We start from the raw sequence: 18,243 nt of genomic DNA, 5'->3' as shown, positions 1-18,243 counted from the left end.
CACAATATATAGTGGTTAAAATAAATACTTAAACACTACATGTTGAATTTTGTGTTTCGCTATGATAAATTTAGTGTAACTTGTTAAGCGAAACGGACATGTAGGTTACATATTGATTTTTGCAACAAGAACGGATCTGAAACATGTAAAGGAGAGGGAATTATGTCGGTTGTAATTAAAGAAGCTTTAAAGGTTGATCTAGAAAGGTTGAATAAAGATATATCTTTATTTCCCCAAGTTCATCCTGTAACGGCTGATATGAAAATGATGCATAAGGGCGTGTCCCGTCTAGTTATGCTTGACCGTTATTCTTTTAAGGATACTGAAAAAATCACACTCTCTGCTGGCGATTTTGTAGTATTGACAATTAAAGAAGATCCGAAATTTCCTGCACGTGGTCTTGGCCATATCGTTGAAATAGATTGGGAATCGAAAAAGGCAAAGGTTTTAGTGGATGAAGAGTTCCGCGGAGTGCTGGATAATCCGGAAGAAGTGGAAACAGGAATCATTAATCGGCCGCTTGATATCATCGAAAAGCCGCTTGAAATATATTACGAGCAAATTGCCAAGCGTAATGCAACTGGTTTGGCTTCAGTGGAAACGACTGAAGAAAAAAGAACGGAATGGTTCAATAAATTTTATGAAGAATTAAAGGACCTTAATTTCGTGCCGGCCGGCCGGGTATTATATGGCGCTGGTTCTAACACGGATGTAACGTACTTTAATTGTTATGTCATGCCGTTTGTACCAGATTCACGCGAAGGGATTTCCGAGCATAGAAAGCAAGTCATGGAGATCATGAGCCGTGGTGGTGGAGTCGGTACGAATGGCTCTACTCTCCGTCCAAGAAACACCCTTGCGAAAGGGGTCAATGGCAAGTCTTCAGGTTCTGTTTCATGGCTTGATGATATAGCGAAATTGACTCATTTGGTTGAACAGGGTGGAAGTAGACGCGGTGCCCAAATGATCATGCTTACTGATTGGCACCCAGACATTGCGGAATTCATTATTTCAAAAATGCAAAATCCGAGGATTCTTCGTTACCTAATGGAGAACACAAAAGATGAAACCATAAAGAAATATGCATCGGATAAATTGAAGTTCACACCGCATACCGAACAAGAAACGGCGATGTACCAAGGAATCATTAATTATAAAGAGATTCCGGGTCTAGGTGGATTCAGTGAAAAAATCATTAGGGATGCTGAAGAAAAAGTTCGCGTAGGCGGAACGTATAGCGTCCACAATCCGGACTTTTTGACTGGTGCCAATATCTCAATCTGCTTAACCAAAGAGTTCATGGAAGCCGTCGAAAAAGATACGGAGTATGAGTTGCGCTTCCCTGATGTCGAAAGCTACGACGCGGAAGAAATGGCGATTTATAATGATGAGTGGCACAATGTAGGAGACGTACGCGAGTGGGAAAAAATGGGCCATAAAGTCCGGGTTTACCGTAAGATCCGTGCTAAGGAGCTTTGGAACCTGATTAACATTTGTGCGACGTACTCAGCAGAACCGGGAATATTCTTTATTGATAATGCCAACGAGATGACGAATGCAAAAGCTTATGGACAGCAAGTCGTTGCTACGAATCCATGTGGTGAACAGCCATTGGCTCCATTTTCAGTGTGTAACCTGGCAGCGGTCAATTTAGCTGAGATGGCGGATAAAGATAATAAGACCGTTAACTTCGAAAAACTTAAGAAAACAGTTGAAGTGGGCGTGCGGATGCAAGATAACGTCATTGATGCAACCCCTTATTTCCTAGAGGAAAACAAAAAACAAGCACTCGGCGAGAGACGGGTTGGATTAGGTGTCATGGGACTGCATGATTTGCTAATTTATTGTGAAACCGAGTATGGATCAGAAGAAGGGAAAATCCTGGTGGACAAAGTGTTTGAAACGATTGCTACGTCTGCTTACAGGGCTTCGGTTGAACTTGCAAAAGAAAAAGGCAGCTTCCCGTTCCTGAAGGGAACGTCGGATGAAGAAACGAATGAGCTTAGAACGCGCTTCACGAATACTGGATTCATGAAGAAGATGCCTGAGGATATTCGTACAAGCATTGCCGAGCACGGTATCCGGAACTCCCATTTATTGACCGTGGCTCCTACGGGCAGCACAGGTACGATGGTCGGCGTTTCGACAGGTCTTGAGCCATACTTCTCGTTCACATATTTCCGTAGCGGACGTTTAGGGAAATTCATTGAAGTCAAAGCGGACATCGTTCAGGAATACTTGGATCGTCATCCTGAAGCCGATCCTGATAACCTTCCTGAATGGTTTATTTCGGCGATGGAATTGGCTCCTGAAGCCCATGCGGATGTTCAATGCATCATTCAACGTTGGATTGATAGCTCAATCAGTAAAACGGTTAACGCCCCAAAAGGGTATACCGTCGAGCAGGTCCAAAAAGTGTACGAGCGCTTATATAAAGGCGGCGCAAAAGGTGGAACGGTTTATGTAGATGGAAGCCGTGACAGCCAGGTTCTTACATTAAAAGCTGAAGAAAACCAAATGGAACAGCAGCTTGAAATGGATGGCTTAACAGATGTGGAAGAAAAGAAAAAAGTCGTTCTGGTTGATACCATCAATGAACTGCGTTCGACTAATGTAACGATAGGTTCGGAAGTGGGTAACACGTGTCCAGTTTGCCGTAAGGGTGAAGTCCAGGAAATGGGCGGATGCAATACTTGTACGAATTGTGGTGCCCAATTGAAGTGCGGGCTTTAAACCAGTAATGAAAAGATGTATCGTTCATAAAAAAACAGCCCTTTGGATTAAGATAGTCTAAAGGGCTGTTTTTTAATGTCTAGAGGATTTCAGTGTGATTTCAAGTAGAGGAATGTTCTATTATTGAAAACCTTTTTATGGATTCCTTAAATAAATATCCCCTATCAATTTTACTAAGTAATATTGATAGGGGATATTATATTTATGCATTGGGCTCTTCTATTTCTTCTTTCAATTCTTTAAACCATTTTAAGTTCACTTGATGATGAGAACGAGAATTTTCGTTCATGCGGCGAAAATAATCGATTTTACCAGGAAATTCTTTTGTGATGGCTAGATAATCATCGAGGAGAGCAATTCGAGCTTCAGTCTGGTCAATTTGTGCTTGAATTAATTTTAATAATTTATATTTATCGAAATCATCTGCAAAGAGTAACGCCACATAGCATTGTAAGTTGACATATTCGGATTTAGTTCCAAACTTCACCATTAATTTTTCGAATTCTTCCATTCCTGAATTTGTGATAATAAAACGGTGGGTTTCGCGCCCATTGCTTGAAATTGTTTGATGAACTTGTTCAATCAAGCCTTTTTCATCAAGTTGTTGTAAGTTGTAATAAAATGAACCCTTCGTAAAGTTAACGATATACTTATAATGTCGTTTTTCCATTAAAGTTAGTAGTTCGTAGCCATGCGCTCCAGGATTTTGGATCAGCAGGCCAAGTATAAGCAAGGGGATTATGATTGCATCACCTTCATCATTTTTGCTTCAAATTCAGCGTATGTGATTTTGCTTAAAGCCATATTCATACTATGAATATAAATTTGTTCTGTTTTTGAATAGTCAGTATTGGTTTTTAATGATTGTTCTTCATTCGAAAGAGGTGTTAGGACATCGCACTTTTTCGAAAATGCCTCGTAGTAGCGATAACCAAATTTTCGTTGCGAAACAGCGTCCAAATGAATACCGTCCGGATTGGCTGTTAAGCCTTCTGCCGTTACAAAGTAACAGTTTTGCTGAGTATGAGCAAATCGGAGTAACTGTTCATTAACTTGTTGAGACTCTGTTGCGTATTTTCCAAAACCTATTTTCCCTAAAAAGTCACCAAGTCCACCAATGATTAAAGGGACATCTTCAAGTTCTAATTCTTTTCTTAAAGTATCAATAATCAGGACCAATTTCTCATAATATGTTTCATGAAGAGCATGGTTGCTATCACTTTCGCCTTGGTGCCAAAGAATACCGCAGATTTCACTAGACTCAAGCGCAAATCGAGCTTCAGATAAAGCATGTTTAAAAAGGGTACCTTCTGGATGCCAATCATTTAAAGAACTGCCGCCTTCCGCACAAGGAATTAAGCCAATTTCATCATCAGGATTGACTTTCGACCATTCCTCTGCAAAAGATGCTGCGAGACTTACACCAGCAACAGGACGATCGTAATTAATCGGTTCGGCCATCATTTGCCATTGACCATTGCGTAGCATTTTTATTTTTTCATTATAGATAGGATCTACTTCATGCAAGAATCCACGTCCTGCCATATTTGACTGACCTAACATTAAAAAAGATTTTGTCATTTAATTTTCACGCCTTTGGATAACTAATATAGTCTAATTAGACTTTCATCATTATATAGTCTAATTAGACTATCGTCAATTTGTTTGTCTACAAGGAACTTTTACTAACGAAAAATATAGAATCCCATCATGCTGATTACTTTATATGTCATACTTAAACTTATTAAAAAGCTACAAAAAGTCGTTGAGGTAAGCTAAGGAGCTTTCCTCGACGACTTTTTGTGTTATTCCCTATTAGCACGTCCTAACCCTTTTTTTGGAAAAAGTCTTTATGAAGTATTTTCAGTTTTATGGTTAGACTATTCATTATCAACATTAATGAGGTGCTTGAATGGAAAACCAGAAAGGTAATAGTAAGGTTAGCGTGTGGTGTATTGTAAGCATGGCTTCGATTCCTCTCGTTATGACCCTGGGGAATTCAATGCTTATACCCGTACTACCGGTTTTTGAAGAGAAAGTGAATATCACTTCATTTCAATCGAGTATGATAATCACCAGTTATTCGGTCGCGTCCATCTTTCTTATCCCCGTGGCGGGTTACTTATCTGATCGCATAGGAAGAAAAAAAGTCATACTACCGAGTCTGATATTAGCTTTAATTGGAGGATTGATTGCAGGGTTCGCATCCTGGAAAATGGACAGTCCATATACCTGGATAATCATTGGGCGGATCCTTCAAGGGATTGGAGCATCTGGGGCGTCACCGATTATTCTTCCGTTAGTGGGGGACCTTTATAAGGATGATGATGAAAAGACCAGCTCGACGCTTGGCATCATCGAAACATCAAATACGTTCGGCAAAGTTTTAAGTCCGATCTTAGGATCTTTGTTTGCAGCTGTCCTTTGGTTCCTTCCGTTCTTTTCCATTTCCTTTTTTAGCCTGATTTCCATCATTTTCGTATTCTTTTGCATCAAGGTTCCAAAAAATGAAGATGAGCCTCTTAAGTTCAAGGAATTCTTAAAAAATACGAAGGCCACCTTTAAGAAAGAAGGAAAATGGCTGTCCGTAGTCTTCATATTGGGTGTTTTCGTCATGCTCATCCTTTTTGCCGTGTTATTTTTCTTATCACATAATCTGGAGAAATTGCATCATCTAAAAGGAGTGAAAAAAGGCTTTGTATTGGCCATTCCTTTATTATTCCTGTGTATCTCCTCTTATATAGCGGGGAGGAAAATTAAAGGAAGCATTCCTTTGATGAGAAAGATCATTTTGGTCAGTTTAATACTGATGTCGGCAAGCGTGGCATTTGTAGGATATACAAAGGACAAACTCGTGATCATGCTCATTCTAGTGAGTATATTGGGGATTGCCATTGGGGCGCTACTTCCAACATTGGATGCGCTCATCACTGAGAATATCGAAAAGGAACAACGAGGAACCATCTCGTCTTTTTATAGCGCGGCCAGGTTTATCGGTGTCGCGGCAGGACCACCGCTCATGTCTGTGTTAATGAAAAATCATTTAAACATGAGTTATATTATTTCCGCCGTGATTGGTCTCATCTTGCTATTCCTCGTCTTTAAAATCATTAATAAAAAAACATTGAAACCGGACGACAAGAAAGCCGAATCCTAAAGGAATCGGCTTTCTCTTTGTTGTATCTGTCAGTTGTTTTCCATTTGTTGGCCGATTTCTTTTTCGGCCAGCTCAAGATTTGCACTTCTTAAAATGGAGTACTTGTCGACAGAGTCTCCAGGGATACGCTGTGAAGTTGGATTTTCATTAACTGTGACAGTCATTTCTTTATTTTCGGTTACTTTTCGGAATGCATTTTGCTTCTTTGACATATTGCATCTCCTTTCCATTATTTACAGAATAAAAACCATCATGAGGATTTTAGAAGTGGCAAAAGCTATCCTTATATATAGGTTGTCTAGTTTAACTAAAACTATGACCGGATCGGTCAATGAATGGAGATGGATATGAAACCCTTTATCCCACAGCTTGTTTATATCGAACCACGGGCCCTTGAATACCCCTTAGGAAGAGAACTGAAAAAGAAGTTTGAGGACATGGGTATCGAAATCCGTGAAACGACCTCTCATAATCAAATTCGGGACTTACCCGGAGATAATGATTTTCAAAAGTATCGTGTAGCTAAATCCACACTGGTTGTAGGTATCAGAAAGACATTGAAATTCGATACCTCTAAACCTTCGGCCGAGTATGCCATTCCTTTGGCCACAGGCTGTATGGGGCACTGTCATTATTGCTATTTACAGACAACGCTTGGTACCAAACCATATATAAGGACCTATGTTAATCTGGATGAGATTTTTGAGGCTGCAGAAAACTACATGAACGAAAGAAAACCAGAAATTACCCGTTTCGAGGCCGCTTGTACATCTGACATCGTCGGCATTGACCATTTGACACATTCATTAAAACGGGCTATCGAATACTTTGGCAAAAGTGAATATGGTGTGCTTCGGTTTGTAACTAAATTTCATCATGTCGATCATCTCTTGGATGCAAAGCATAATGGTAAGACAAGATTCAGGTTCAGCATCAATTCAAGGTATGTGATCAAGAATTTTGAACCTGGTACCTCAAGCTTTGACGAGAGGATAGAGGCAGCACGAAAAGTGGCGGGTGCGGGCTACCCATTAGGATTCATCGTCGCTCCCATTTATAGGCATGAAGATTGGCAGGGAGGGTATTATGAACTCTTCCAACGATTGAGCGAGGGCTTAAAAGGAGTCGACATACCGGATTTAACGTTTGAATTAATACAACATCGCTTTACGGGGCCTGCTAAAAGAGTGATTCAAAAAAATTATCCCAAAACAAAGTTGGAACTGGATGAAACCAAACGGAAATATAAATGGGGCCGTTATGGAATCGGTAAATACGTTTATCAAAATGAAGAAGCAAAAGAATTGGAAACGACAATAAGAGAGTATATAGAGGAATTTTTTCCGAAAGCTGTAGTTCAGTACTTTACTTAAAGAGAAAAGTTTCGCCAAAACAGTCATAATAAGCCCTGCTCCTGCTTAAAAATGAATAGACCGGGTGGGGAGGGCAGCTATGATCATTGACGGCGTATTTTCCGGAGGCGGGATAAAAGGCTATGGATTATTGGGTGGATTCCAAGAGTTGGAGGAACGTGGATTTACATTTCATAGAACTGCAGGAACAAGTGCGGGTTCTATTATAGCTGCCTTCATAGCAGCTGGGTATACAGGGGAAGAAATGGAGAAACTCTTTATTGATATAAACCTATCTGGTTTATTGGATAGGAGACACGGTCTTATACCGATTCCTTTTGCAAAATGGCTTTTAGTTTATTGGAAATTGGGATTATACAAGGGGGAGGCATTAGAAAAATGGGTAGCTCAAAAACTGGCTATCAGAAATGTGGTTACCTTCAAAGATCTTCCCCCTCAATCTCTTCGCATAATCGCTTCGGATATCACAAATGGGAAGTTGGTCGTCCTACCTGATGATTTGAAGAACTATGGGATTGACCCTCATACTTTTTCAGTGGCTAAAGCGGTAAGGATGAGCTGCAGCATTCCCTATTTTTTTGAACCAGTCAAGCTGAATGTAGGGAAAAGTACGGCCCTATTCGTTGATGGAGGAGTATTGAGCAACTTCCCCATGTGGTTATTCAATTCTGAACATATACGAAAGGAACGACCCGTCATCGGTTTGCGATTGAGTGCGGATGAAATATGGAAGCCACATGAGGTAGGAAACGCAGTGGAGTTATTCTCGGCCCTGTTCAAAACGATGAAGGATGCTCACGATTCACGTTATATATCCAAAAAACATGTTAACAACATCGTGTTTATTCCGATGAAGGGTATTTCCGCGATGGATTTCAATATGAATGATGAGATGAAGGGGGAATTAATAGAACGTGGACGAATTTACACAAGGGAGTTTTTAAAACGATGGACCTATTAAAAAGAAAAAAATCGGGCTCCTAAAATGAGGCCCGATTTTTCTTTTTATTTTTTTTTCCTTCAATGACCGTCAAGTGACTCTCCGTTTTCTTACGTGCTAAACCTTTCTTGGACGTTTTCGCTGCCGAAAAGCTAGCCACATTATCCTTTTTCGAAGTTTTGCTCTTTAGCCGCTTTTTCGACTGACGTGCAGCCTTACGAAATGCCTGTTGCTCTTTTTTCACTGGCTTACTCTTTGTTAATCCGGTGTAGATCATATAAATAATCCCAGCGACCGCGGCAATAATCAGAATATTCTTTAGGAGTCCGATTGGGTCAGTAACCATTCTGCTTATCAGTCCGAAGACTCCGAGGGCGATGATTCCGTATATCAAAATAGATATGAAACGTTTCAACAAAGACACCTCCTTAAGAGCATCATAAGCATTTTTAGCTTATTTTAAACATTATCCATTCAAAATATTCCCAAAAAGTAAAGAGGGAGTAATACTTATCATATTATTCCGAAAGTCAGTTATAAGTGTTTTACACAATAACATCCGAGTCTAAACCTTCCTCCGTACTTTTTTCCATCTTTAAGAGCTCATTGAAGGAAGCGAGTGCAACCTCGACCTGATCGTCTGAAGGGGATTTTGTGGTTAACAATTGAAGCCAAAGACCAGGATATCCAAGGTAACGAAGAACAGGAATATCTCTCACTTTATTCGTCAACTGCAATACCTCAAAAGCTATGCCTAGGACGACAGGGATAAGTAAAACGCGATCCACGACACGGAGCCAAAGAGGATCGGTCGGGACGAGAAGGTACACAAACATGCCGACAATGACAGTAAATAGAATAAAGCTACTGCCGCAACGGTAATGAAGCCTTGAACTTGCCTGGACATTGGCCACATTCAATTCTTTGCCACTTTCAAAGCAATTAATCACTTTATGCTCTGCCCCATGATATTGGAACACGCGCTTGATTAATGGGGTCATGGATACTACGTAAATATATACGAGCAGTAGTATCAATTTAAATAAGCTTTCCACTAGGATCTGTGCCAGGTGACTAGAGAATATGGGTCTTGTCAATTCTGCAAGGAAAACGGGAACGAGGGTGAACAGCAATTTCCCGAATAGGAATGATAGAACACCGATAACAGCCACACTTAACCATACACTAAACCTTGAAGACTCCTTGACTTCTTTTTTCTTTTCTACTTTGGTTCCTTCAGCTTCCTCTTCATACTGTTCTGTGGAAAAATTAAGATGTTTAGAGCCATTTGCACTTGATTGTATAAGGGCAACGATTCCCCGTACAAATGGGATTTTTTTTAGCCGATTCATCACAGGCTTTGATTCTCGTGGTAAATGGTAATACACGATCGTTGAATCCTTGCGACGGACAGCGGTGACTGTGTGATGCTTGCCGCCAAACATGACGCCTTCCACGACAGCCTGCCCTCCATAAACGGGTTTTTGAACCTCAGACATTTCTACACCAACCTAAATAGTTTTTCACGTAGCTCTCTCATGGATGCTAACATGTATAGCCTAAAATATGTTCAGGTTTTTAAATCGACCTTTCATCAATCTATTGATGATGAGCGGGGAACTTATTCCTAAACACGAACATAAATGAACCATCTCAGGAAGAAACATTCTTATACATATAAACTTCAACATTGAATGGATATTATCCTTTGAGAAAAGTACATTATTTATGAGTTAATCATACAGAATAATAACAAAAACCTCTAGTAAATCTACCCTCGAAGGCCCAAAAAAGAAAATATTCCTATTTAAGAAAGGACATACTATATATCGGAGGTGTTTAAGGTGTCTACAAATGAAACAGGTAATCATCAGCAAGAGAATAAAAGTTTGTTGCTTGCCAATGTATTTGCCATTGGTATTTTTGGGGGAATCTTTGCTAGTTTAGCCGGAGTGGCGGCACATTATTTTAAGTTTATGGAGTTTAGTCCGAAATTCATCTTAACTTCCTGGTCGGATATGTCCTGGATTGACCGTTGGCAGGGAACGATGATGACTTTGCTAGTGTTCGGAATCCTCTCCATTGGTGTTGCTTTCATATATTATGGGCTTTTAAAAAAAATTAAAAGCATTTTTGCTGGTCTGATTTATGGTGTGATTTGTTGGGCATTACTGGTTTTTGTTTTCAAGCCAATGTTTTCAGATTTGCCCGCTGTTTCGAAGATGTCATCCAATTCCATCATAACCAGTGTTTGCATTTTTATATTATACGGTCTTTTTGTAGGATATTCTATATCCTATGACCATCAGGAATATCTGCGTCAAAAAGAAATCGCTGAAAATCAATCGGGAAGCTGATCGGGCCGTTTGTAAAAAAGTAGTAAGACAATTTGTAATTATGATAGAATATTCATGGAAAGCATTATTTAACCATGAGCAGGTGTTGGAAAGATGATAAAAATTTTATTAATTAATGGTCCGAACCTTAATCGATTAGGTAAACGGGAACCGGTTCATTATGGCTCCTCTACCCTAGAAGATGTGGAAGCCCAATTGAATGAGCAAGCAGAAGGGTTAGGTGTGGACTTGAGCTGTTTTCAATCTAATCATGAAGGTGCGATCATCGATAAACTACATTGGTCAGAAGATCATGGATTCGATGGGGTCATCATTAATCCAGGAGCATTCACGCATTACAGCTATGCGATTCGTGATGCGATTGCCGGTATTGATGTTCCGGTTATTGAGGTGCATATTTCGAATATACATGCCCGTGAGAGTTTCCGTCACGAATCGGTTACTGCCCCGGTATCAGCTGGACAGATTGTCGGATTGGGAATACATGGATATGAATTGGCATTACAGGCCATTACGAAAATTGCAAGGGGGAGAATTAAATGAATAAACTGGAACGGTTGCGCGAATCAATGGAAAAAGTGAACGTTGATGGGTTATTAATTACAAGTACATATAACCGCCGGTTTATGACTAACTTCACGGGAAGTACCGGTGTCGTGCTGGTTTCACAGAAAGAGGCTAAGTTCATCACGGACTTCCGATATGTAGAACAGGCCGGGACCCAGGCTAAGGGTTTTGAAATCGTTCAACATAAAGGAACACTCCTTGAAGAAGTCGGGAAACAAGTTGAAGAGATGAAAATTACCAAATTGGGCTTTGAACAAGACCATATGACATTTGCCACATATAAGGCTTATGAAAAGGCTATCAAAGCTCAACTTTTGCCGTTGTCGGGAGTAATTGAGAATTTACGCTTGATAAAGACTTCTTCAGAGATTAAGATATTAAAGGAAGCGGCTGCTATCGCTGATGCTGCCTTTACACATATTCTTGATTTTATTCGTCCAGGCGTCACTGAGCTGGATGTGTCCAATGAACTTGAATTCTTCATGAGGAAACAAGGCGCAACTTCATCTTCTTTCGATATCATTGTCGCATCAGGTGTTCGATCTGCTCTTCCACATGGTGTTGCAACGGATAAGACTATCGAAAAAGGTGACTTCATCACATTGGATTATGGTGCGTACTATAATGGATATGTATCGGATATCACCCGCACATTAGCAGTCGGTAAGCCAAGTGAAGAACTTATTAATATTTATGACATTGTTTTAGAAGCTCAATTACGCGGCATGGCTGGGATTAAACCTGGGATGACGGGTAGGGAAGCGGATGCACTAACTCGCAATTTAATTGAAGAAAAAGGGTTTGGACAATACTTTGGACACTCGACGGGACATGGAATTGGTCTTGAAGTCCATGAAGGTCCCGCATTATCCGTAAGGTCTGATATCATTTTAGAACCAGGCATGGCAGTTACCGTTGAACCAGGGATTTACCTACCGGGAATTGGCGGAGTACGCATTGAAGATGATACAATCGTTACATTAAGTGGTAACGAAGCACTTACTCATTCATCAAAAGAGTTAATCATTCTGTAAACATGTACATGTAGGAGGACAAATTTATGATTTCAGTAAACGATTTTCGCACAGGTGTAACCATTGAAGTAGATAATGGAATTTGGCAGGTTATTGAATTCCAACACGTTAAACCAGGTAAGGGAGCGGCATTTGTACGTTCTAAATTACGTAATCTTCGTACAGGTTCCATCCAAGAAAAAACTTTCCGCGCCGGTGAAAAAGTGGCGAAAGCACATATCGAGAACCGCAAAATGCAGTATCTTTATGCAAGTGGAGACAGCCATGTATTCATGGATAACGAAACATACGACCAAATCGAACTTCCAGCATCAAGTATCGAACGCGAATTGAAATTCTTAAAGGAAAACATGGAAGTACATATCTTGACTTTCCAAGCGGAAACACTGGGCGTCGAGCTTCCTAATACAGTTGAACTTGAAGTTGCTGAAACAGAGCCAGGCATTAAAGGCGATACATCTTCAGGTGGAACAAAAACTGCTGTACTTGAAACGGGCCTTTCCGTTCAAGTGCCATTCTTCATCAACCAAGGCGACAAATTATTGATTAACACAAACGAAGGTTCATACGTATCACGTGCCTAAGTTAACCTAAGTCATAAGAAGTCCGGGATTAATCATCCCGGGCTTTTTTTTATGTTTTTTTAGTCACAAAGATGAATTCAGGCGATGCTTCTTTGATTAGCTTGTCATCATTATATGATTCCCGGCATACATTTTATTGAAAGTGGTGTATACAGGAGGATTGCCTAAATGGAAATGGTACTTTCTTTTCTACCGAAAAAACTATGCGCACATCTCCAAGGGATGACCCCGATGATGATAAAAAAAATAGAAGAGCTGAGGATTCGAGTCGGCAGGCCGTTAGAAGTGATAGTAGGGGGAAATCCTTTCTTTTTCCCTTATGAAGTGACCCCGAGTGATGCAGAGCAATTACTGAATTCTATAGGCCAATTTTCGCTATATACGCTAGAAGAAGAATTAAAGCGCGGTTATATCACCATAGCCGGGGGACATCGTGTAGGACTAGCGGGCAAGGTCATACTGGAAAATGGGATGGTCAAGGCGATAAGGGATATCTCGTCCTTTAATATTCGGGTAGCACGTGAAAAGATAGGGGCAGCTGAACCACTCACGGCTTATTTATATAATGGGGAATGGCAGCATACCCTTTTAATCGGTGCCCCCCAGTCAGGGAAAACGACCATTTTGCGTGATATTGCCAGAATGATCTCGAGTGGAATCGATCGGAAGGGCATCCCTCCTCAAAAAGTGGGGATTGTGGATGAACGATCGGAAATAGCTGGTTGTGTTCATGGAGTTCCTCAACTTGAATTCGGCCCAAGGGTGGATGTCCTTGATGGCTGCCCCAAAGCGGAAGGGATGATGATGATGATTCGTTCTATGTCCCCGGATGTATTGGTTGTGGATGAAATTGGACGGGCAGAGGATACACAAGCGGTACTCGAAGCCGTAAACGCAGGAATTAAACTGATCATCACTACGCATGGCCATACACTGGAGGAAGTGAAAAAACGTCCTTTTGTATCGGAAATCTTAAGACAGAATATTTTTGAACGCTTTATTGAATTACAAAGAAGTAAGACAGGAGACCGGAGTTATAGGGTGTTCGATGCGGCGGGTGGCCAATTATTCTTAGGTGGAGCCGTGAGTCCTCATGTTTAAGATGATTGGAGCGGCCATCATTATTTTAGCCACAACATGGGCGGGCTTTGAAGCCGCCAAGAAATTGAGTATGCGCCCCCGCCAGTTACGTCAACTGAAAGTCGCCATGCAATCGCTTGAAGCTGAAATCATGTATGGGCAGACCCCTTTGAAAGAAGCAGCCCAGAAGCTCTCCAAGCAAATGCCAAAACCACTTTCCCACTTTTTCCATACGTTTGCCAATCGACTTGAATCAGGCGAAACCACTGTAAAAGAGGCTTGGGACGCTAGCTTGAAAAAGATATGGCAGTCCCTTGCTTTAAAGCAAGGGGAGTTTGAAATCCTATCTCAGTTCGGTGAAACCCTCGGGAGAAGTGATAAATATCATCAGCAAAAACAAATCATGCTAACGATGGCACACTTGGAACGGGAAGAGAACGATGCACTGGAACGACAGAGAAAGTATGAAAAGATGATGAAGAGCCTAGGCTTTTTATCAGGATTATTATTAATCATTTTGCTGATGTAGGGCATATCCGGGAGGGATAAACATGGGCATTGATGTGGACATCATATTCAAGATAGCGGGTGTGGGGCTTGTCGTGGCGTTTCTTCACACGATTCTCGATCAGGTAGGGAAAAAGGAATATGCTCAGTGGGTGACACTTTTTGGCTTTATCTATATTTTGTTTATGGTAGCTTCCGTGGTAGAGGATCTATTTCAAAAAATTAAGTCCGTATTCCTATTCCAGTAAAGGGGGTAATCGCGATTGAAATCATAAAAATCGTCGGAATTGCCCTAGTAGCCACCTTTTTAGCCTTGATAGTCAAGGAGCAGAAGCCAAATTTTGCTTTTTTGTTAGTCGTTTTTGTAGGTTGTACAATCTTTCTCTTTCTGGCGGATAAAATATACGAAATCATTTTGATGCTTGAAAAGATAGCTGTGAATGCGAATGTCAATACAGTTTATTTAGAGACAATCTTGAAAATTATCGGAATTGCTTATATCGCTGAATTTGCTTCTCAAATCACAAAAGATGCAGGTCAAGGGTCATTAGCTTCCAAAATAGAACTGAGCGGGAAGATTTTGATCTTGGCCATGGCCATTCCCATTTTGACGGTCATTATTGAAACGGTAATACAGATGCTCCCTAGTTAATGGACTATTCCAACTAGTCAATTGAGGTGAATGTATGAAGCGGCAGATGCCTTTCTTATTCTTCCTATTCGTTTTATTCTTTTTCCTGCATACATCTGTTGGACATGCTGCCGAAAATGGTGAAATCAAGAATGAGCCCATTAAGCAATCTGAGGAAGAACAGACATGGAGGGATAACCAGGAACCAATCATGCAATCAGAACTGGTACAAGCCCAAATTGAAAGATTAGGCGTTGACGAGCTCAAGCAATATTGGGATGACATCGTAACGGAATATGGCGGTTTCTTACCGGAAAGCCAAAAGGGTAGTTTTATGGATTTTGTGAGCGGTGAGAAGAAATTTTCATTCGAACAATGGTTTAAAGGCATAATGAAATTCGTCTTTCATGAACTCCTTGTAAACGGTAAATTACTGGGATCGCTCATTCTTTTGACCGTGTTCAGCATGTTTCTGCAAGCACTACAGAATGCTTTTGAACAGAGCTCAGTGAGTAAGGTGGCCTATGCGATCGTTTATATGGTATTGATCATATTGGCACTGAATAGTTTCCATGTGGCCATTGAATATACAAAAGATACGATTGATCTAATGATTTCCTTTCTAATGGCGCTCCTACCTTTGTTGTTAGCTTTAATAGCGGCTTCAGGTGGTCTTGTATCCGCTGCATTCTTTCATCCAATCTTAATGTTCCTGATGAATACCAGTGGGATATTGATCCAATATGTCGTCCTGCCTCTCTTATTTTTCGCTGCCATTTTAAGTATTGTCAGCACATTGTCTGAACATTACAAAGTGACCCAACTCGCGCAATTGCTTCGTAATTTTGCTATCGGGATCCTGGGTGCCTTCATGACGATATTTCTCGGGGTGATTTCCGTCCAGGGTGCCTCATCCGCCGTTGCCGATGGAGTGACGATCAGGACGGCAAAATTCATTACCGGTAATTTCATTCCGGTGATAGGGCGTATGTTCACTGATGCGACTGATACAGTCATTAGTGCATCAGTCCTTCTTAAAAATACGGTGGGCTTGGCAGGTGTCGTCATCCTTCTGCTCATCATTGCTTTCCCCGCCATAAAGATCTTAATGATCGCTTTTGTCTATAAGTTGGCTGCCAGTCTTTTGCAACCACTTGGAGGAGGACCCGTCATCAATTGTCTCGACATTATCAGTAAGAGTATGATTTATATTTTTGCAGCGCTGGCCATCGTATCTCTCATGTTCTTTTTATGCATCACCGTAATTATCGCAGCCGGGAATATAACGCTGATGGTCCGCTAGGAAGGATGAAGTGTGAGTGAGCTTTTTAGCTGGTTGGATAACAAATATTATCGTATTTGTATTGCTGGCAACCGTGATTGATATGCTGCTTCCCAGTTCAGCACTGCAAAAATATGCAAAAATGGTCATCGGACTATTATTGATCGCGATAATTCTTACTCCAATTTTGGGACTATTTCATACGGATTTTGATAAAATTCTTTCCACTGTGACAAGTGAATTTGAAAACCCAAATAAAAAAGATTTAGGAAATTTAACAGAAATGAAGAAAAAAGAAATACAAGCTACCCAAGGTGCATATATTTTAGAACAAATGGCTGTTGACCTACAGACAGAAGTGGAAGAGGAGTTGGTGGAGGAGTACCAAGTGAAGATCAGTTCGATTGAAGTCGGAGTCACGAATGAAGAAAGTCCGAGCTTAGAAGAACTACAGCATATCAATATTTCATTGGAGGAGGCGGAAAAAAGAGACTCATCCTCCGCGATAGAGACGGTGGCTAAGGTGGACATCAGCACCCGGGAAAAGACCACACCTACTATGTTGAACCTCGAAGCCGTCAAGAAGTTTCTGGCAGCAAGTTGGTCTGTCGATGAAGAAATCATTGAAATCGCCGGGGAGAGGAGTGACTGAGATATGAATAAAGATAAGGGTCCATTATCCTGGCTAAACAAACTATTGAACAAAGATCCGGACCAAAAAGATCCGCAAGATAAAAAACCTTCGATGTATATCTATGCCTTAATTGTTGTCCTTTTGGGTGTGGGAATCATGATGGCCGGGAATCTATTGACCACCACGAACCAAGCCGGGAAGATAACGGGCGATAAAGCGGTATTCAGTAATAATAAGCAGGAAGAAGAGGATGTGGAAACATTCGGTCAGAAAAACCAGACCGACTTCAAGTCGACAAAAGATTATGAAGTATACCTGGCGAACGAAATGAAGGAAGCCCTGGGATCCATTGTAGGTGTGGAGGATGTAAAAGTCGTAATCTATGTGGATGCATCCGAGAAAAAAGTCTATGAAAGAAATAAAACCACTCAAAAACAAGTGACTCAAGAAACCGACCAGGAAGGCGGAAAAAGAACGGTCGAAGACACCTCGGTAGATGAACAGCTTGTCCTGATTAAAAACGGGGAAAAAGAGGGACCAATCATTTCCGAAACCCAAAAGCCAAGCGTACGAGGGGTCCTCGTTGTCGCTAAAGGGGCAGATAATATACAAATTAAGAAATGGATTGTCGAAGCTGTAACACGCTCGCTTGATGTGTCAAGTCACCGGGTTTCTGTCATGCCTAAAAAATAAGGGGGAAAACGAACATGTTATTGAAAAAACAAACGGTTTGGTTATTGACGATGTTAAGTCTAGTAGTGGTGCTCTCGGTCTACTATTTAACGGCTCCTGAAGAAAATGCAGCAGATTTGCCGGCAACGGAAGAACAAAAAAATCAGACAGAAAGTCAAACGGAAAGCAAAGGAGACAGTAAAGAAGAAAGCAAAAAGGAAATGGAGACTTCCACAGGGGATAATGGTTCTTCTGTAACCATTGCTTCCGGTGACGAATTTGAGGCATTAAGAATGCAAATTGAGGACGAACGTGCAAAATTGAATGAAGAGTTAACGGTTAAAATGGGGGATACCGATCTATCCGCTGAAGAAAGAGATGAAGCTTATGCTAAAATCGAACAATTAAGTGAAACGAAAGTGAAGGAAAATATCATTGAAAACTTAATTGTAGCGATGGATTATAATGCTGCGCTTGTCCGGGTTGATGGAACGGATGTAAAAGTGAGTGTAAAAGCTGATAAACAAACGAAGACGGAAGCTAATAACATCATACGCCTTGTACGTAAAGAAGTGGAGAATGCACAAAATGTAGTCGTGAATTTCCAACCGGAAAAATAATTTTAAAGTGAGTGGAAACTGATACACAACAGTTTTTCGAAAAAGGAAATATGCATGCTGGTTCTTTTCTTT

General features: G+C 40.8%; 21 protein-coding genes. 16 read left to right on the top strand and 5 right to left on the bottom strand.

Annotated elements, in window-relative coordinates; translation table 11 throughout:
* The first annotated feature begins 162 nt into the window (after positions 1–162).
* Complete coding sequence (locus ACQKIC_RS06140) at positions 163–2,733, top strand: vitamin B12-dependent ribonucleotide reductase (protein WP_402869454.1); 2,571 nt, start codon at positions 163–165, stop codon at positions 2,731–2,733.
* Positions 2,734–2,935: 202 nt separating this feature from the next.
* On the opposite strand, the gene ACQKIC_RS06135 is transcribed toward ACQKIC_RS06140, so the two are convergent.
* Together ACQKIC_RS06135 and ACQKIC_RS06130 are read right to left on the bottom strand one after the other, a co-directional pair.
* Positions 2,936–3,475, bottom strand: a complete 540-nt coding sequence (locus ACQKIC_RS06135; RefSeq protein ID WP_402987331.1) for a PadR family transcriptional regulator — start codon at positions 3,473–3,475, stop codon at positions 2,936–2,938.
* Positions 3,472–4,314: a sialate O-acetylesterase gene (locus tag ACQKIC_RS06130; protein WP_402956559.1), complete on the bottom strand. Its 843-nt coding sequence runs from the start codon at positions 4,312–4,314 to the stop codon at positions 3,472–3,474. Before ACQKIC_RS06130 ends, ACQKIC_RS06135 begins: the two co-directional genes overlap by 4 nt.
* 331 nt (positions 4,315–4,645) lie before the next feature.
* On the opposite strand from ACQKIC_RS06130, the gene ACQKIC_RS06125 reads away from it, so the two are divergent.
* Complete coding sequence (locus ACQKIC_RS06125; protein ID WP_427590489.1) at positions 4,646–5,890, top strand: MFS transporter; 1,245 nt, start codon at positions 4,646–4,648, stop codon at positions 5,888–5,890.
* Positions 5,891–5,919: 29 nt separating this feature from the next.
* On the opposite strand, the gene ACQKIC_RS06120 is transcribed toward ACQKIC_RS06125, so the two are convergent.
* Positions 5,920–6,102 (bottom strand): hypothetical protein, encoded by a 183-nt coding sequence (locus ACQKIC_RS06120; protein WP_402869450.1) that lies wholly within the window; start codon positions 6,100–6,102, stop codon positions 5,920–5,922.
* A gap of 135 nt (positions 6,103–6,237) precedes the next feature.
* Here ACQKIC_RS06120 and splB point away from each other — a divergent pair, with 135 nt between their 5' ends.
* Positions 6,238–7,263, top strand: a complete 1,026-nt coding sequence (gene splB / locus ACQKIC_RS06115) for a spore photoproduct lyase (protein WP_402869448.1) — start codon at positions 6,238–6,240, stop codon at positions 7,261–7,263.
* A gap of 79 nt (positions 7,264–7,342) precedes the next feature.
* The gene (locus ACQKIC_RS06110; RefSeq protein ID WP_402986211.1) at positions 7,343–8,224 is read left to right on the top strand and encodes a patatin-like phospholipase family protein; all 882 of its coding nucleotides are present in this window, start codon (positions 7,343–7,345) and stop codon (positions 8,222–8,224) included.
* A gap of 19 nt (positions 8,225–8,243) precedes the next feature.
* Here the strand turns inward: ACQKIC_RS06110 and ACQKIC_RS06105 are convergent, their stop codons facing one another.
* Entirely contained in the window at positions 8,244–8,618 is a 375-nt protein-coding gene (locus ACQKIC_RS06105) for an SA1362 family protein (RefSeq protein ID WP_402869444.1), read from the bottom strand.
* Positions 8,619–8,748: 130 nt separating this feature from the next.
* Entirely contained in the window at positions 8,749–9,702 is a 954-nt protein-coding gene (locus tag ACQKIC_RS06100; protein ID WP_402986208.1) for a DUF1385 domain-containing protein, read from the bottom strand.
* A 345-nt stretch (positions 9,703–10,047) separates the two neighbouring features.
* Between ACQKIC_RS06100 and ACQKIC_RS06095 the strand changes: the two genes are divergently transcribed.
* The 12 genes from ACQKIC_RS06095 to ACQKIC_RS06040 all read left to right on the top strand — a co-directional run bounded on the left by ACQKIC_RS06095 (position 10,048) and on the right by ACQKIC_RS06040 (position 18,171).
* Complete coding sequence (locus ACQKIC_RS06095; protein ID WP_402869440.1) at positions 10,048–10,560, top strand: YqhR family membrane protein; 513 nt, start codon at positions 10,048–10,050, stop codon at positions 10,558–10,560.
* A 93-nt stretch (positions 10,561–10,653) separates the two neighbouring features.
* Entirely contained in the window at positions 10,654–11,103 is a 450-nt protein-coding gene (gene aroQ / locus ACQKIC_RS06090) for a type II 3-dehydroquinate dehydratase (protein WP_427590487.1), read from the top strand.
* Positions 11,100–12,161, top strand: coding sequence for a M24 family metallopeptidase (locus ACQKIC_RS06085; RefSeq protein WP_402986203.1), 1,062 nt, complete (start codon positions 11,100–11,102; stop codon positions 12,159–12,161). Before aroQ ends, ACQKIC_RS06085 begins: the two co-directional genes overlap by 4 nt.
* A 26-nt stretch (positions 12,162–12,187) precedes the next feature.
* Positions 12,188–12,745, top strand: a complete 558-nt coding sequence (gene efp, locus ACQKIC_RS06080) for an elongation factor P (RefSeq protein WP_402869434.1) — start codon at positions 12,188–12,190, stop codon at positions 12,743–12,745.
* A gap of 168 nt (positions 12,746–12,913) precedes the next feature.
* On the top strand, positions 12,914–13,846 hold the full coding sequence (gene spoIIIAA / locus ACQKIC_RS06075; RefSeq protein ID WP_427590486.1) for a stage III sporulation protein AA: 933 nt from the start codon (positions 12,914–12,916) through the stop codon (positions 13,844–13,846).
* Entirely contained in the window at positions 13,839–14,354 is a 516-nt protein-coding gene (gene spoIIIAB / locus ACQKIC_RS06070; protein ID WP_402869429.1) for a stage III sporulation protein SpoIIIAB, read from the top strand. Before spoIIIAA ends, spoIIIAB begins: the two co-directional genes overlap by 8 nt.
* Before the next feature lie 22 nt (positions 14,355–14,376).
* On the top strand, positions 14,377–14,580 hold the full coding sequence (spoIIIAC, locus tag ACQKIC_RS06065; RefSeq protein WP_034308319.1) for a stage III sporulation protein AC: 204 nt from the start codon (positions 14,377–14,379) through the stop codon (positions 14,578–14,580).
* A 23-nt stretch (positions 14,581–14,603) separates the two neighbouring features.
* Positions 14,604–14,984 (top strand): stage III sporulation protein AD, encoded by a 381-nt coding sequence (spoIIIAD, locus tag ACQKIC_RS06060; RefSeq protein WP_402869884.1) that lies wholly within the window; start codon positions 14,604–14,606, stop codon positions 14,982–14,984.
* A gap of 34 nt (positions 14,985–15,018) precedes the next feature.
* The gene (gene spoIIIAE / locus ACQKIC_RS06055) at positions 15,019–16,266 is read left to right on the top strand and encodes a stage III sporulation protein AE (protein WP_402869427.1); all 1,248 of its coding nucleotides are present in this window, start codon (positions 15,019–15,021) and stop codon (positions 16,264–16,266) included.
* Positions 16,267–16,282: 16 nt separating this feature from the next.
* Positions 16,283–16,897, top strand: a complete 615-nt coding sequence (gene spoIIIAF / locus ACQKIC_RS06050; RefSeq protein WP_402869423.1) for a stage III sporulation protein AF — start codon at positions 16,283–16,285, stop codon at positions 16,895–16,897.
* A gap of 3 nt (positions 16,898–16,900) precedes the next feature.
* Positions 16,901–17,572, top strand: a complete 672-nt coding sequence (gene spoIIIAG, locus ACQKIC_RS06045) for a stage III sporulation protein AG (protein ID WP_427590485.1) — start codon at positions 16,901–16,903, stop codon at positions 17,570–17,572.
* Positions 17,573–17,586: 14 nt separating this feature from the next.
* Positions 17,587–18,171 (top strand): SpoIIIAH-like family protein, encoded by a 585-nt coding sequence (locus ACQKIC_RS06040; RefSeq protein ID WP_427590484.1) that lies wholly within the window; start codon positions 17,587–17,589, stop codon positions 18,169–18,171.
* Positions 18,172–18,243 lie beyond the last annotated feature (72 nt).

Origin of the sequence: Peribacillus sp. NPDC046944, assembly GCF_050272735.1 — a bacterium.
Taxonomy (GTDB): domain Bacteria; phylum Bacillota; class Bacilli; order Bacillales; family DSM-1321; genus Peribacillus.
The sequence above is the reverse complement of the archived record's forward strand: the minus strand, read 5'-3'. Positions and strand labels throughout refer to the sequence as shown.